This is a genomic window from Pseudostreptobacillus sp. (genome assembly GCF_977040545.1).
Genome location: NZ_CDRRBS010000003.1, coordinates 1 through 17,264, shown reverse-complemented (window position 1 = coordinate 17,264; position 17,264 = coordinate 1). Strand labels below are relative to the sequence as shown.

The following is a 17,264-nucleotide window of genomic DNA, read 5'->3' as shown; positions in this document are numbered from 1 at the left end:
AATATAGAAATAAATTTTTTTTATTTTTTAAATTATAAAATTATATAACACATCAATAAAAAGTGTATTTAACCCTATTTTCACAAGATTAAATACACTTATTTTTCAAATAAATTTTTTAAATTTCATATTTAATTTTAAATTCAGCTTTAATATTATTTTGATTATTTATGCCAAAATTCATATTTATTTTAAAATTATTTTTTTTCAAATTAATTCCTAATCTATATTCAAATAAATACTTTTCTAAATTTTTACCAGAAAATTCAGTTTCTATACCTCCTAATTTACCTTTAAGATTTACAGTTTCATTTAAATATGAAGAAAATTTAAAATTATTTATTAGTTCAACATTTTTATTTAAAGCACTTAAAATATCTAAATTAGCTCCCACTTTAAATTTTACAACACTATTATTTTCCATTTCAACATTTAAAATTTTACCTTTTTCTTTAAATTTATTAACCTTTAAATTTTGAACTCCAAAATTTATACTAGGAAGAATTTTTGAATTATCTAAACCAAAAATATAACCTATTTCTAAATCATTTGTCATTAAATTTGATGTAATATTAGTTTTTTTATCTTCCCCATTTACTTTTCTATTAACATCAGAAGAAGAATATATATATGATGAAGTATTTGAAATTAGTAAATTTCCTATGTTACTCCCAATTTTTATTCCTAATTGATAATTTTTAGAAATAAATTTAGAATCATTTTCAAAAGTTAATGAATTATTATGGCTCCCTAAAAATAATCCTAATCTAATATTATCATTTAAAGTAAAATCTGTACCCACAATATTTGAAACCAACACATTAGAAAAAGAGGTATAATTATCTTTTTTAAATAAATTCGTTACAACACTTGGATTATAGTAAAAAGTTTTATTTTTATTTATGATATCCATTAAATTTGAACTTTGATTAATAGATACATTATTAGCTATTTCAAATAAATTAGTTATAAACGATGTGTAATTATCAGTAAATATTTGAGATATAGCCTTTTCTTTATTATCACTTGAAAGATTTAAAACACTTGTAAATAAAGTAGGTGAATATCCATTTTTAGTAAAAGAATCAAAAAACTTTTTCTTATTTATATCATAACTAGGTATATTTCTTTTTTCACTTTCCGATAAATCTTTCAAACTTCTCCATATATCATTAACTGTAAGTTTATTATTTAAAAACAATTTTTTTTCAAGAAATAAATTTTTAATCTCAGATTTTGATAAATCTATATATTTTGATTCTATTATAGAGCTACCATCTAAATTCAAAATTTCACCAAAATCAAGTTTTAACTTACCTTTAACAATAAATTTATCACTCACTATTTTCTTATTTGTATGTATTATTGTTTCAGAGTTAGGTGAAGCACTATATTCTTTTAAATTTGTTTTATTAGCCAAAAATTCTACAATTCCATCAGATACTATATCATTATTTATATTTAAATTTTTACCATCTAATGTTAATTTAGCATCTTTAAAAACTTCATATTTTGATAAGGAGTCATTTTTAAGCACTAAACTACCGTCAAAAATTTGAGTTTTTCCTTTATATTCCTGTTTTCCTGTAAGAATAAGTTCTCCTTTACCATCTTTTCTAAGTCCTGCACTAGCTACATTTTCATAATAATTCTTTTCGCTATCAAGAACTTTTGGTAATCTTATTTCAAAATTTTCTTTAGGCCCTGAATTTTCTTTTCTTCCTTTTAATTTATAGTAAATATTTCCTGTATTATTACCATCACCTTTTAATCCGCCGCCTATATTATTTTCAAATGTATAACTTCCATTAGGTATATTTAAATACTCATAAAAATTTATTTTACCTGTATCATCCTTTTCAAAAATTTTTGAATTATCTTCAAAAAATTTCATTTCTTCTATAAGACCGGCATTAAATGCTCCAAACCCTTTCAATGCTCTTTTATTGTTTGCCACACCCCAACCTATTTTATCACTTAAATATCCACTTCCATCACTATCTGTAGTTGTAAGAATAACTTGTTTAACTTGATTATACGTCAAAAACGGATATTTTCTTTTTATTTCATAAGCAAGCCTTGTTATATGTGGGGCAGCAAAACTAGAACCAGTTTCATCATCTATAAATCCAGCATCTACAACAGTATTTGATCTAAGTAAAAATGGTTTAGAATTATGTCTTTCATTTTCTACTTCATAATATTTGTTCCCATTTTCAAGTGTTACATGATTATCTTCATACCCTAATCTTGTTATACTGTTTAAACGAAGCTTAAGAGGCCCACTCGGATTATACATATTTTTTACTTGTATAACCTCACTTCTTGCTAATTTTTGCATTTCTGGAGATAAAACTTGATAAAGTGTATGAGCTATACTAGTAGTAAAATAATCTTCAATGTCTTCATCTCCTTCATTCCCTAATGATTTAATCTTCAACTGGTTATTTTTATTATAATCCTTATCAAATAATGCGTTTGAAAATTCATCTATAAAATAATCATACTCATTTGAAAAATTATCATCTAAAGGTTTATCAAAGTATGTAGAATCACTATTTAATCCTTTCATTCTATTACTATATACGGTATATCCATAAGACATATTTATTATACCCTTGGCATCGTATCTTTCATCGTAATCTGCAAAAGAGCCTATATTTACTTTAATCCTTCTTCCATCTAATTCATCATTACTATTTAATTTAAAATCTAAATTAGTGTCAGCAAAAGCTTTGACAACTTTTTCAGCATGATCTTTAGTTGCACTACCTTCTGTCTCTTTGGATATATTATTAACAGTCGCACCATTTAATACTTTTATTTTATCTAAAGTTTCTTTATTTACCATACTTTCAAATATATACACTTGATTTTCAGGATTATCTTCTACAAATATTTCAACTTTTTTCTTAGGTTCTTGTAAACTAGCATGGTCTTTAACATTATTTTCAACACTACTACACGCTACTAATAAACTAATAAAAAACATTATTATTAACCTTCTCATACGCCTCCTTGATTATTCAAAAAATCAAGAGTATTAAAACTCCTGATTTTATTCAAAATACTTAGATATATTATCTACAGCATTTCCTGGTTTAATTTCTTTAATATTTTCACTCATAAATTCTAACATATTTTTATCATCTAATAATTTAATAGCATCTTCTACCGCAATATCAACTTCTTCATTTGTATATACTTTACTTGCATTTATACCTTCTAATATTTCAGAATTTTCTTTTTGTCCCACATAATTATACGGAATCAGTATAGTAGGCTTTTCAAGTTCTATAACTTCAGATATTGTAGAGGCTCCCGCACGACATAAAAGTAAATCTGCAGCTGCCATTATATTATACGAATCTTCAAAATATGGTACAACTACTACATTTTCTCCCTCATCTACTTCGTTAACATAGTATTTATATAATTCTTTACCCGTTGCCCAATATATTATTTTATTTCCTTCAAATAAATCTATCTTTTTCTTTACTGCTTCATTTATATTTTTGGCACCAAGTGAACCTCCCATAACAACTAAAACTTTAGAATCTTGAGGTATATTCAAAGACTTACGTGCATCCTCTTTTGAAATTTGATAAAATTCATTTCTCAAAGGATTTCCAGTAACCACAAATTTATTTTTATACTTATCTCCAACACTTCTAAGAGTTTCAGAAAAGGCTAAAAATACTTTTTCTGCATAAGGGAAAAACCATCTATTAGCTTGACCCATACTAACATTTTGTTCTTGTAAATATATTTTTTTATTCAAAGTTTTAGCTGCGATTAAAGAAGGAATAGAAATATAGTTTCCAAATCCTATAACATAATCTACATTTTCTTCCTTAAGTATATTTCTTGCATCAAATATACTTTTTAAAAGTTTTAACATTCCTGATATAGATTTTATAGGTATAACATCTAAACCATAAAATTTATAACCCTTATTAGGTATTAAATCCTTTTCCATTCTATGTTTTGTACCTATAAATACAATATCATGACCTTTTTCTTTTAATTTATCTGCTACAGAAAGCGCAGGATATATATGACCTCCTGTACCTCCTGTTGTTATTAATATTTTACTCATATTTAAACCTCCAAATAATCATTAAATTTCAACATTATACTTAAACAAATAGCAAGCATAATGTATAGAACTCCTGTAGATGTACCTCCATAACTTAAAAAAGGTAATGTAACACCTGTTGATGGTGCTAAAGATAAATTTATCAACATGTGTAATATAGTTTGATTTAATATCATTACTGCCGTTCCTATTAAAACCATTTTTTCAAATATAGTTTTTGTAAAATTACTTGCATAAAATAGTAATAAAACTAAAAATAAAATTAGAAATAAAATAAAAATAAATCCAATAAATCCCCATTCTTCAGCAAATCCAGCAAATACATAATCTGTTTGAACTTCAGGAAGATAAAAATTACGTGAAAGTCCTTCCTGATATCCAGCGCCTCTTATACCACCTCTTGCTATTGATTTTAAAGAAAGTTGAGCTTGTTCTGTTAATCCTAATCTATCCCTTCTATAAGCCGTACTTAATATACCTCCAACTCCTGCTAATCCTACAAATATTGTTGTCAAAAATACATAAATATATGGTATTGCATCATAAAAAGAATACATAACCAAAAATATTAAAATTATTTGCAACGCTGAAGATAAAGCATGAGAACGATATATGAAACCACAAAGTACAAGTACAAAAATAAATGATAAAAAATATGTAAGTCCAATTTTTGTTACTTTAAAAATAGAAAAAATATAAATTGTCCTATTCTTTTTAATTGTAACATACATATATTGTATTAAAAGAGCTACAGAAAGTATAATAAATATTTTCAAAAATTCTGAAGGTTGAAAGTTAAAAAATTTTAAATCATACCATCTTCTTGCTCCATTTACCTGTTTTCCAAAAAATGGAACTGTAATAACTGACCCTATACTAATCAATAAAAATAAAAAAAGAATTATATCGTTATTAAAAATTTTATCAAGCAAATCTAACTTTGATATCAAAACAAAAAATAACAAACTAAGCCCACAAATGATAAATACAAGATGTTTCATTGCTGTCCAATAAAAAGTTCTTCCTAAAGAATTTTTTAAATCTTCAGGAACACTTAAACTATATTGATTTAAAATCCCTACAAAAGATAAAGCAATTATACAAACTAAAAAGTATGTTATTAATCCCTTTCTATCTGATATTTTCAAAAATTTATACATTAATATCGCCCAACTTTTTAAATACTATATTTTTAAAATATTCGCCTCTTTTTTCAAAATTAGCAAATTGATCAAAACTTGAAGTAGCAGGTGAAAATAGAAAATATCTTTTAATATCAAATTTATAACTTTCTTTTATATTATCTATACATTCATCCACTGTTTCAAATAATTTATATTTATTATACCCTACTTTTTTTAATTCGTTTTCAATAAGAAATCTATTTTCTCCATAAATAAAAGTAAATTCAACTTTATTTTTTATAGATTTAGCTAATTCTTCTAAAGGAACTTTTTTATCTTCTCCTCCACATATTAAACATACATCTTCTTTATATGAATTAATAGCTTTTATTGTAGAATCTACATTAGTTCCTTTTGAATCATTAACAAATATACTTTCTGATATTTTAAAGAACTCTTCCATTCTATGTTCTATACTTTTTGTTTCAACTAAAAAATTTTTTATAACTTTATTAGGTATATTACAAATTTTAGCTGCAGCTATTATGAAAAGTGTGTTTTCTAAATTATGTTCACCTTTAAGACTTATTTCATCTTTATTCATTAAAACTTCAGCCTGTTGATGTATATTAAATTTAGGATTATATCTAGATGATAAATCTTTCATAATATATATATCTGTTTCATGAATAAATATATTACCTTTATCCTGTTTACTAACAAAAAGTCTTTTAGGTTTTGTATAATTTTCACTATCTTTAACCTTATCTGATAGAGATATAAAATTATTATCTTCCATATTTACTATAACATAATCTTTTTTATCTTGATTTCTAAAAATATTAAATTTAGTTAAATAATAATCCTCTATACTATCATATCTACTTAAATGATCAGGTGTTAAATTTATTATTCCGGCAATTTTAGGTTTGATTTTTGGACTATGTTCTAACTGATAACTACTTAATTCTAAAACAATATAGTCTAATTCTTTATTTTCATAAACTATTTCAGCGTAAGATTTACCAACATTTCCACCAAGTTCAACTCTAAAACCAGCTTTTTTAAATAATTCATAAGTTTTAGTACAAGTCGTAGTTTTACCATTCGTTCCTGTAAATGCTATTATCTCTATATTTTTATCCATATACTCATAAGCTATATCTATTTCTGAATATATAGGTATATTTTTTTCCATAGCTTTAGTTATTAATTTAGATTTAAAAGAAATTCCAGGAGATTTAACTATATACTCTATTTCTTTTTCTTCTATAAAACGTAGTCCATCTTCAGTTTTTAATTTAGAAACTTTATCATCTATTAAAGCCACTTCTTTGCCTTTTGATTCTAAAAGCTTAACAGCTCCTAAACCACTTATTCCTGCACCAAATACTATAATCATAAATACATCCCCTATCTAATTTTTAAAATCATTAAAGCTATTATACACGTTATTATAGTAACTATGAAAAATCTTATTGTTATTTTACTTTCAGGCAATCCCATTTTTTCAAAATGATGATGTATAGGCGCCATTAAAAATACCCTTTTCTTATATTTTCTATATGAATAAACTTGTATAATTACTGAAAGTGCTTCTGCTATAAATATTAATCCCATTATAGGTAATAATAATTCTTGTTTTATTAATATAAATATTGTACCTAATAAACCTCCAATAGTTAAAGAACCTACATCTCCCATGAACATTTGAGCTGGATAAAAATTATACCAAACAAATCCCATAACTCCACCTACAAGAGAAGCTAAGAATACTGCTATTTCTCCTGCATCTCTTACATAATATACATTTATATATTCAGCCCAGTTATATTGTCCAACAGTATATGCCACAAACATAAGTGTTGTACTTACAACTATAATCTGAGTCCCAGATAGACCATCTAATCCATCTGTTAAATTAACAGCATTTGATGTCCCAACTATAATAAAGAACATAAATATGAAAAATAAAATCGGTCCTAAATGTATATATGAATTTTTAACAAAAGGATTAATTATTGAAAAATCTATTGTATCATTAACCAATCCTCCTATATATACAAAGGCAAATACTATAAAAGTCATAATTGTTTGTGCTATCAATTTTTTCTTACTTGAAAGCCCTTTTTTACTTTGAGTTAATTTTAAATAATCATCATATAACCCTATAGTTGAAAATATTATAGTCATAAAGAATAAAAATATAGTAAATTTATTATTAAAATTACCTGTTATAATCATAGAAAATAACATAGAAGTTATTATTAATAATCCACCCATAGTAGGTGTCCCTGCTTTTGAAAAATGTGTATCAGGTCCATCTTCTCTTATACTGTCTCCAAATTTTTTCTTCTTTAACCATTTTATAAACGGTTTACCTAACACTAACATAAATATAAATGAGATAAAAAAAGCAATCCCCATTCTTATCGCTATTGACTTAAAAACTCTTAAATAAGGCAACTTATCTAAAAATAAACTTTGAATTAAATATAACATTAATCAATCCCTTCCATAACTTCTTCCATACGCATTCCCCTAGAACCTTTTAATAGAATTGTTATTTTTTTATTAACTTTTATATTATTTATATCTTTCTTTATTTCTTCCTTATCTTCAAACCAGTATACATTTACATATTCTAAATCTTTTAATTTTTTATATAAATATTTCATTCTAGGTCCATATAAATATAATCTATCATATTTTGCCTTATCTAAATCATATGATATATCTTCATGGAATTTTATTTCATTATCCCCTAATTCAAGCATATCCCCTAAAACAATTATTTTATAATCTTCATTATACATTTCAGAAAAAGTTAAAATTGATGCACTCATAGAAAGAGGCGAAGCATTATATGCATCATTTATATATCTATATTTACCTTCAATTTCTTGATACCTACCAGAAGTAAGTCTAATATTCCCAAAATTTAAATCTTTATATCCTATTTTTTCTAATAAACTTTTAACTATAGAAATATTTACTTGATTATGTTCCCCAAATAAATTTGTTTTAGTATATTCTTTTATTACTTTAAATATATTTTCTCCACTCAAAGTAGATAAATATTTATCTTCTCCATTTACAAAAACAATTTTTTTAGTATGTTTTATTATTTCACTTTTTGCCTTGAATACATTTTCTTCTGTTTTTAGATATTCAAGATGTGATTGACCTATATTCGTTATTATAGAATAATCAGGTTTTGCTATACTTGCAAGTAAATCTATTTCTCCTAAAGCTGACATCCCCATCTCAAGTAAAAGGTATTTATCTTCATCTTTAGCTGAAAGTATAGTATAAGGCATACCTATATGATTATTGTAATTACCTTGTGTTTTATAAACTTTTTCACCTTTATCAACAAGAACAGAGTAAAGTATATCTTTAACAGTAGTTTTACCATTAGACCCTGTTATACCTATAACCACAAAATCTTTTTTATCTCTATACTCTTTTGCAAATTCTTGCATAAATTTAATTGTATTTTCTACTAAAAATCCATTTTTTATTTCTATATTTTTATTATCATAAATTACAAAAGCACCTTTATTTTCAGCTTCTTTTGCATACTCATTACCTTTATTTATAGCAAAAAATAGTGTGTTTTTATCTGCTTTTCTAGAATCCATCGTAACTTTAAAATCATAATCTAATATATCTATTTTCCTACCTATAAGGTTTGATAAACAATCAAGTTTTTTCATTTAAAACCCTCTTTTCATTTCTTAGTTTATATTAATTATATCACTTAACAAATCTAATTACAATTTAATCAGAAAAATTTGTCCATTTTTCTAAAAGTTCATCTTCTAATATTTTTAAATCATCTAATTCTTTCTGAATTTCAAGCATTAAACCTAAATCATTTTTCTTTCCTGCTTCATCCATATTTAAATTTAATTTTTCTATTCTTATTCCTATTTCTTCTATGTTTTTTTCTATTTTCTCTAACTCTTTTTTTCTTGAACTTTCAAGTTTTTTTTCTTCTTTACGTTTAAAATAATCAGATTCTTCTTTATTTTTATTATTATATAATTCTTTTTCAGATATTTTCATCTTATACTCATCAAAATTTCCTTTAAATTCTTCAAGACCATCTTCTGATAAATAATATATTTTATTACAAACAGAATTTATAAAATGTCTATTATGAGATACTAATAATAAAGAACCTTCATAATCTATTAAAGCATCTTCTAGAACTTCTATTGAATATATATCTAAATGGTTAGTAGGCTCATCTAATAATAAAAGATTTCCTTTTTGTTCAGAAAGTTTTAATAAAGAAAGTCTAACTTTTTCTCCACCAGAAAGTTTTGAAACAGGTTTTAAAACATCATCTCCAACAAAAAGAAAGCTCGCTGCCTTACTTCTTAAATATTCTTCTGTATAATTTAAAGATGTATTTATTTCTTGTAATATATTGTTTTCAGGAAATAAATTTTGATGATCTTGATCATAATATCCCAACTTTACTCTTTCTCCAAATTTAAATTCACCATCATCTTGATTTTTTATACCCATAAGTATTTTTAAGAGAGTAGATTTTCCTATACCATTTTTACCTATTATTCCAACTTTATCCCCCTTATACATATCAAATGAAATATTATTTAATACTTTTTTACCATCAAAACTTTTAGAAAGATTTTTCACACTTAAAACTCTATCTGCTGAACTTGATGATATATCAAACTTAAGTTTCATTCTATTCGGATTAAATACTGGATCATCCATTCTATTTAATCTATCGAGTATCTTTTGTCTACCTCTTGCTTGCTTTGCTTTTATTCCTGCTTTAAATCTTGTTATATATTCCTCCATCTTTTTTATTTTTTCAGTTTCTTTTTCAAAACGCTTTATTTCACCTTTTAAAATCAATTCTTTTTGGATTACAAAATCAGAAAAATTACCATTATATTGTTCAACTTTTCCTCTTTCTAATTCATATATTTTATTACATACTGAATCAAGAAATATTCTATCATGAGAAACAAGTAAAAAAGATTTACCATATTTTTTCAAATACTCCTCCAACCATTCAATAGATAATATATCTAAATGGTTAGTTGGCTCATCTAGTATCAGTAAATCAGGCTCTTCTAATAATAATTTAGCAAGTGTTACACGAGTTTTTTCTCCTCCAGATAAAGATTTAATTTGACTTTCCTTAAAATCATTTAATTCAAGACCTTGCATTACTTGTTTTATCTTGTATTCCATATTATATCCATCCATAGCCTCATATTTTTCATTAAGACTATTATATTCTTCCATTAAATTATCTACATTTTCTTCTATTGCCATTCTTAAACTTATTTTTTCTATATCATGTAATATATTTCTTTGTTCAGAAAAAACACTTAGCAATTCTTCATATACACTATTATTCTCAGAATCAAATTTATGTATTTGTGATAAATATCCTATTTTCATATTAGGGTTAACAAAAACACTACCTTTTTCATTAATATTTTCTATAGAACCATCATGATTTTCTTGACCTAGTATTATTTTAATAATACTTGATTTACCCACACCATTTAACCCTATCATTCCTATTTTATCTCCATCATTTATACTAAATGTAACATTTTTTAATATATATTCTCCTGTATATTGTTTATAAACATTATTAAATTGTATTAAATTCATAATTCCCCTTTCATCTATATATAAATATTATACTAGTTATTAAAAAATTTGACAAACTAAATATTGAAGAAAAATATAAAATATTGTATAATTGTTACAGGAGGTTATATGGATAGGACTATTTTACACATTGATGTTAATAATTTTTTTGCTTCTATTGAAATTATGTTAAACCCTAATCTTAAAGGGCTTCCAGTTGCAGTATGTGGTTCTGAAGATGATAGACACGGAATTGTTCTTGCAAAATCTTATGAAGCTAAAAAATTTGGAGTTAAAACTGCTGAAACTGTATGGCAAGCTAAGAAAAAATGTCCAAATCTTATTATAGTTCCACCACAATATGAGGAATATAAAAAATATTCAAAACTAATTCAAAATATATATTATTCATACACAGATCAAGTAGAGCCTTTTGGTCTTGATGAATGCTGGTTAGATGTAACAGGTTCTTTAAAATTATTTGGTAATGTAGAAAATATCGCTGAAGAAATTAAAGAAAGAGTGAAAAAAGAAATTGGAGTTACAGTAAGTATAGGAGTTAGTTTTACTAAAACTTTTGCAAAATTAGGAAGTGATCTTAAAAAACCAGATGCTATAACATATATATCAAAAGAAAATTTTAAAAATATAGTATGGCCACTTGTTACAAATGAAATAATAGGTGTAGGTAAATCAACTTTTAAAATACTAGAAGAAATGAATTTAAAAACTATAGGTGAGCTTGCAAATTGTGATATTTCATTATTGGAACAAAAACTTGGAAAACACGGAAGAATACTTTGGAAAAGAGTTAATGGTATAGATGATGAAATAGTAGATGCTAATATGTATATAGCAAGTCCTAAAAGTATAGGAAATGGAAAAACTTTTCGTAATGATTTAACAAAAATAAATGATATTAGAAGTGCTTTTCAAAATCTAACTTATGAAATTTCAAACAAACTTAAAAAACATAGATTGGAAGCCAAAAATATTCAAATCGTAATCCGAGATAATCAATTTAATGATAAACAATTACAATGTGAACTTCCAACAATAACATCTAGTTCTTTAATTATAACTAATACTGCTATGGATTTATTTAAAAAATATAAATGGAATAAACCAATAAGAGCCTTAACTATTCGTGCCATTAATTTAATCGAAGAAGGTACAAATGATCAAATATCACTTTTTGAAGAAAAAGATGAATATGAAAAAATTAAAAAAATCGATAAGGTTATGTTTGAAATTAACAATAAATTTGGACCTAATTCTGTTAAATTTTCTAATATAAATAAAAAACTTTAATAACTATATTTTTTACAACCTATAAAAATACTATCTAATTAAAATTAAAAAAGGAGATAATTATGAAAGAATACAACATAAAATGGTACACAATTTTATTCAATATACTATCAACTATATTTTTAGGACTTTTTATATCTGTACTACTTGATATTTTTAATGTCAATTGGAATATAATATATATTATTTTGGGTATATTTATACTTCTTTCTTTATATATGATATATTCCTATATAAAAACAAAAATAATAATAGATAATAATATGTTAATCTATTTATATAAAGGAAAGAAAAAAGAATTTGATATAAACTTTTATAGCATAAAAGCTGTTTCTGGTGATTCCGGTCAAGAATTAACTTTAATAGATAAAGATGGTAAAAAAGAAGAATTAGATTGTGATTTTTTATCTTCTAATCAATACAATGATTTATTAAATGAAATTGGTGTTATTGGCAAAAAACAAAAAGCAATAAAAATTGAAATTAATAGAAAGGAGAAATAAAAATGGATAAAAACATAATGTTTTATTACATTGCTGCAGTAATTATAGTTGGAATAGGAGGTACACTTTTATCTAAATATTTTACTAATAAGAATTCAAATAAATTTTTACAAGAAAATCCTGGAGCTTCTAAATTATTTACTAAAAATAAATCTATTGGTATAATAACTCAAACAATAGAGATTTTAAAAGTAGATGATAATGAGAGCTCTTCTGTATTTGTTGAAGGTATGAAATATGGTATATATTTAAAACCTGGTAATAGAGAATTAACAGTAAGAGCAACTTCAACTAGACCTGGTATATTACATAAAAGGGTAACTACAGTTTGGGGTCCTATGAAAATAAATGTAAATATAGAACCTGACAAAACTTATGAATTAAGATTTGATAAAAAGGAAGAACAATTTAGTATTCACGAAATATAGTATCTCAAGTTTTAAACAAATAATTAAATTTAGATTATATACTTGTAAATATTCTATTTTCATTAAAACATGTACCAAAAAACTAAACATAACAATTAGTTTTAAGGTGCATTTTTTATATTTACATCTACACGAAACAACTTTTAAGAAAAATTTGAATCAAAGTCCAATAATATGATATAATTATATAATAAATAAAAGTTAAGAGGTAAAAAATGAACAAGAGACAAAAATATATAATATATGTTATTTCTTTACTAATAATCATAACCTTAGGTAGAGCAACATTTGTATCTCATTTCTATAATAAAAAAGAAACTGTTGTACCTAATCTACTATTTATGAATGAAAAAGATGCTATAAATCTAGCTAAAAAAGCAAGATTAAAATATCATATAATATATTCTAAATCAGGTGATGTTAATGAAAATTTCACTTTTTTACAAGATCCTAAAGAAAATTCTGTAGTTAAAGTAAATAGAGAAGTTAAATTATGGGTAAATAAAAGTGATAGTCAAGAAATTCCTGAACTTGCAGGTAAAACTTTAATAGAAGCTAGAAGATATCTTGATGAACTAAATATAGATATTCAAAGAATAGACTATATGCCAACTGATAATATTCAAGAAGATACTGTTCTTGCAGTATATCCAAAAGCTGGTAAAAAAGTCGGAATTACAACTAAAATATCTTTACTTGTTTCTTCTAAATCATTAATAGATAATACAACTATGCCTAATTTAATCGGATTAGATAAAAATGAAGCAACAAAAATATTAGCTCAAATAGGATTAAAGATAAATCTAATAAGTGATGCTAAAGATCCTTCATTCCCACAAAACGCAATAATTGCAACTAATCCATTACCTGGAAGTCGTGTAAATAAAAATACAAATATAAGTATTGTTTTAAATACAGGTATAGAAGTTAATAAATCTATAGATGATATAATACAAGAAGAAAAAACAAACGAAAAACCTAAAGATACTGAAGAAAATAAAAATATAGAAAATATCCTAAACGAAACATTAAAAGATTTAGAAAAGAAAAATGGGGGAAATTAATGATTAAGTATGGGAAAGTGATAAGAAAAATTAAAGGGGTATATTTTATTTACCCCTTTACAGCATTTAAAAATATAAATGATTTTGAAAATTCTTTAATACAAGCTAAACTTAGGGGAAATTTAAAAATAAAAAATAGAAAAGATAATTGCATTATAGGAGATATCGTAGAATTTGATGATGAGCTTAATGTTATAGAAACAATAAAAGAAAGAAAAAACTTTATCGATAGACCTTTAATATCAAATATAGATTATATAGCTCTATTTTTCTCAGCCAAAGAACCTGATTTTGATATAATTGCATTTCAAAAAAGTTTACTTAAAATTCATAAAAATAATTTAAATCCTATATTAGTTATAACAAAATCGGATCTTTTGAATAATGAAGAGAAAAATAATTTAAAAGTTTTTCTTGAAAATAATTTTCCTTATTTAAATTTATTTTTCATTTCAACTAAAAATAAAGATATAGAAGAATTTAAAAACTTTATAAAACATAAAGATGTTATAATTTCAGGTCCAAGTGGTGTTGGTAAATCTACATTAATAAATAATATAATTGGTAGTAATACTTTAAAAACAAATGAAGTTAGTCAAAAAACTAAAAAAGGTAGAAATACTACCGTTGATACTAGATTTTTACCTTTTCTTGATGGATTTATAATAGATACTCCTGGTTTTTCTAGTATAGAATTCCCTAAATTAAATGACATACTAGAAATAAAAGAATATTTTCCTGAAATAAATGAACTATCAACTAAATGTAAATTTAAGAATTGTTCTCATATTACAGAACCAAATTGCAATGTTAAAGAAAACATAAATAAAACAAGATATGATTTTTACAATTTAATAATAAAAAACATGAAATAAAGGAGATATATATGAAAAAAGAAATAATAATCGCACCATCATTATTAGCAGCTGATTTTTCTAAACTAAAAGAAGAGGTAAAAGCAATAGAAAATACCAAAGCTAAATGGTTACACTTAGATGTAATGGATGGTAATTTTGTTCCAAACATTAGTTTTGGAGCAGATATAGTAAAAGCTATAAGAAAAGATTCAAACCTATACTTTGATGCACATTTAATGATAGAAAATCCAGAATGGTATATAGATACTATGGCTGATGCAGGAGTTCAAAGTATAAGTATACATGTTGAGGCTACTAAACATCTTGATAGAGCACTTCAACTAATAAAAGCAAGAGGTTTAAAAGCTGGTGTTGCAATAAATCCTGCAACTGATATTGCTTTTCTTGATAATATATATGAAAAACTTGATTTAATATTAGTAATGACTGTAAACCCTGGTTTTGGTGGACAAAAATTTTTAAATCAAATGATAGAAAAAATTAGAAAAATAAGAAATAAATTTCCACACATAGATATACAAGTAGATGGTGGAATAAATAATGAAACTGCAAAACTTGTAATAGAAGCTGGAGCTAATATTTTAGTTGCTGGTTCATACGTTTTTTCAGGAAACTATTCTGAAAAAGTTAATTCTTTACTAAACGAGGAAAAATAACATGTACGAAAAAATGGAACTAATTATAGATAATTTCTATAAAACTTATTATAAAATGGAAGAAATAAATTTAAGTCAAGCTATAAAATGTCTTACTACTACTGAGTTGCATATAATAGAATGTATTGGACTTGAAAAAATAACAATAAAAGATTTATCTCAAAGATTAGGAATAACTATGGGAACTACTTCTACAGCTGTAAATAAATTAGAAGAAAAAAAGTTTTTAAATCGCGTTAGATCTAAATCTGATAAAAGAAAAGTTTATGTAAGCCTTAATAAAAAAGGATTAGTAGCATTCAATTATCATGGTAATTTTCATACAACAACACTTGAAAAAGTTACTAAAAATATTCCTGAAAATAAATTATTAGAATTTATAGATACATTTGAAGAAATACTAAATAATATGAAATCATTAAAACTTAACTTAGAACCTGAATCTATTAATACATTTTCAAAAGGAGATGTAATTGAAGTTAGTGAAGTTAAAGGTAATAGTGTCATAAGACTTGCATTATCTGAAATTGGAATACAACTTAAAACTATAATTGAAATAATAGATATACATACAAATTCTATAAGAATCAAATTAAATGAGCACGAAAAATTACTTACTCGTGATCAAGCTCACTATGTATTAGGAATTAAGAAAGGATAATAATGATATATTTTGATACTATAGGTCTCAAATTTCTTGTAGAAGAATTAAAACAAGAGCTTATAAACTTTAAAGTTAGCAAGATTATGCAATACGATAATCATTCATTTTCTTTAATATTCCCTAAAAAAAATTTGTTTTTTCAAATAAAAGATAATCAATCAATCGTATATATTAAAAATCAAAAAGATGAAAACATTAACATATCTTCTAGTTTTATTTTATCTATAAAAAAATATTTAGATCATAGTCAATTAGAAGATATTCAATTATTAAATTACGATAGAATTATATCTTTCAAATTTAAAAGAATAAATATTACAGGAGAAATGGATATTAATTATTTAATATTTGAAGTGATGGGAAAACATTCTAATTTATTTTTATTAGATAATAATTTTAAAATCATTAATATATTTAATAATAATGTAAGTATAGAAAACAAAAGATTTTACGCTATAAATTCAAAATATGAATATTTTGAAACAACTAAAAAGGAACTAGATTTCACATCAATATTTGAATCTTCGAAAGAAATGATAGATAAAATAAAAGGAATAGGAAATATATTTGCTAATGATACATATAGCAATATTGATAAGAGAAAACAACTTTCTTCATCATATAAAGGTTATATATTTAAAAATAATGATAGTGTATATTTAAGCTATAATAATTTTTCTAAATTTAATAATTATGAAATTAATGAATATAATAGTTTAAATGAGGCTATAAATTCATATTTTGAAGAATATATTAATACTAGCTCTATAAGAGATAAAAAAAGAAATATTGAAAAATATCTTTTAAATAAAATAAAAAAGAATAATAAAATACTTGAAAATATAGAAAAAGATATAATTAAAGATTCAAACTTTGAAGAATATAGAT

General features: G+C 24.0%; 15 protein-coding genes. 8 read left to right on the top strand and 7 right to left on the bottom strand.

The genetic code is table 11. From position 1 onward, the window contains the following. Window positions 1–118 precede the first annotated feature (118 nt). The 7 genes from ACWYO2_RS00440 to ACWYO2_RS00410 all read right to left on the bottom strand — a co-directional run bounded on the left by ACWYO2_RS00440 (window position 119) and on the right by ACWYO2_RS00410 (window position 10,893). Window positions 119–3,010: an autotransporter domain-containing protein gene (locus ACWYO2_RS00440; RefSeq protein ID WP_455514529.1), complete on the bottom strand. Its 2,892-nt coding sequence runs from the start codon at window positions 3,008–3,010 to the stop codon at window positions 119–121. A gap of 48 nt (window positions 3,011–3,058) precedes the next feature. Beyond that, window positions 3,059–4,099, bottom strand: coding sequence for an undecaprenyldiphospho-muramoylpentapeptide beta-N-acetylglucosaminyltransferase (gene murG, locus ACWYO2_RS00435; RefSeq protein WP_455514528.1), 1,041 nt, complete (start codon window positions 4,097–4,099; stop codon window positions 3,059–3,061). Between the two features lie 2 nt (window positions 4,100–4,101). Next, window positions 4,102–5,259 (bottom strand): FtsW/RodA/SpoVE family cell cycle protein, encoded by a 1,158-nt coding sequence (locus tag ACWYO2_RS00430; protein WP_455514527.1) that lies wholly within the window; start codon window positions 5,257–5,259, stop codon window positions 4,102–4,104. Then, the gene (gene murD, locus ACWYO2_RS00425) at window positions 5,252–6,625 is read right to left on the bottom strand and encodes a UDP-N-acetylmuramoyl-L-alanine--D-glutamate ligase (protein WP_455514526.1); all 1,374 of its coding nucleotides are present in this window, start codon (window positions 6,623–6,625) and stop codon (window positions 5,252–5,254) included. The genes ACWYO2_RS00430 and murD overlap by 8 nt, the downstream gene beginning before the upstream one ends. A gap of 11 nt (window positions 6,626–6,636) precedes the next feature. Then, window positions 6,637–7,725 carry a phospho-N-acetylmuramoyl-pentapeptide-transferase gene (mraY, locus tag ACWYO2_RS00420; protein WP_455514525.1) on the bottom strand — a complete coding sequence of 363 codons (1,089 nt, stop codon included), beginning with the start codon at window positions 7,723–7,725 and terminating at the stop codon, window positions 6,637–6,639. Further along, window positions 7,725–8,942 carry a UDP-N-acetylmuramoyl-tripeptide--D-alanyl-D-alanine ligase gene (locus ACWYO2_RS00415; RefSeq protein WP_455514524.1) on the bottom strand — a complete coding sequence of 406 codons (1,218 nt, stop codon included), beginning with the start codon at window positions 8,940–8,942 and terminating at the stop codon, window positions 7,725–7,727. Before ACWYO2_RS00415 ends, mraY begins: the two co-directional genes overlap by 1 nt. Window positions 8,943–9,006: 64 nt before the next feature. Next, a complete protein-coding gene (locus tag ACWYO2_RS00410; protein WP_455514523.1) occupies window positions 9,007–10,893 on the bottom strand; it encodes an ABC-F family ATP-binding cassette domain-containing protein in 1,887 nt (628 codons plus the stop codon). 108 nt (window positions 10,894–11,001) lie between these two features. On the opposite strand from ACWYO2_RS00410, the gene dinB reads away from it, so the two are divergent. The 8 genes from dinB to ACWYO2_RS00370 form a co-directional block, all read left to right on the top strand. Beyond that, entirely contained in the window at window positions 11,002–12,183 is a 1,182-nt protein-coding gene (gene dinB, locus ACWYO2_RS00405; RefSeq protein ID WP_455514522.1) for a DNA polymerase IV, read from the top strand. A gap of 62 nt (window positions 12,184–12,245) precedes the next feature. Next, the gene (locus ACWYO2_RS00400; protein WP_455514521.1) at window positions 12,246–12,686 is read left to right on the top strand and encodes a hypothetical protein; all 441 of its coding nucleotides are present in this window, start codon (window positions 12,246–12,248) and stop codon (window positions 12,684–12,686) included. A 2-nt stretch (window positions 12,687–12,688) separates the two neighbouring features. After that, the gene (locus tag ACWYO2_RS00395) at window positions 12,689–13,114 is read left to right on the top strand and encodes a hypothetical protein (RefSeq protein WP_455514520.1); all 426 of its coding nucleotides are present in this window, start codon (window positions 12,689–12,691) and stop codon (window positions 13,112–13,114) included. 215 nt (window positions 13,115–13,329) lie between these two features. Further along, on the top strand, window positions 13,330–14,178 hold the full coding sequence (locus ACWYO2_RS00390; protein ID WP_455514519.1) for a PASTA domain-containing protein: 849 nt from the start codon (window positions 13,330–13,332) through the stop codon (window positions 14,176–14,178). After that, window positions 14,178–15,053 carry a ribosome small subunit-dependent GTPase A gene (gene rsgA, locus ACWYO2_RS00385; protein WP_455514518.1) on the top strand — a complete coding sequence of 292 codons (876 nt, stop codon included), beginning with the start codon at window positions 14,178–14,180 and terminating at the stop codon, window positions 15,051–15,053. The genes ACWYO2_RS00390 and rsgA overlap by 1 nt, the downstream gene beginning before the upstream one ends. Window positions 15,054–15,064: 11 nt before the next feature. After that, the gene (gene rpe, locus ACWYO2_RS00380; protein WP_455514517.1) at window positions 15,065–15,712 is read left to right on the top strand and encodes a ribulose-phosphate 3-epimerase; all 648 of its coding nucleotides are present in this window, start codon (window positions 15,065–15,067) and stop codon (window positions 15,710–15,712) included. A gap of 1 nt (window position 15,713) precedes the next feature. Next, window positions 15,714–16,373, top strand: a complete 660-nt coding sequence (locus ACWYO2_RS00375) for a MarR family winged helix-turn-helix transcriptional regulator (protein WP_455514516.1) — start codon at window positions 15,714–15,716, stop codon at window positions 16,371–16,373. 2 nt (window positions 16,374–16,375) lie between these two features. After that, the coding region (locus ACWYO2_RS00370; protein WP_455514515.1) for an NFACT family protein at window positions 16,376–17,264 on the top strand (889 nt) is incomplete at its 3' end.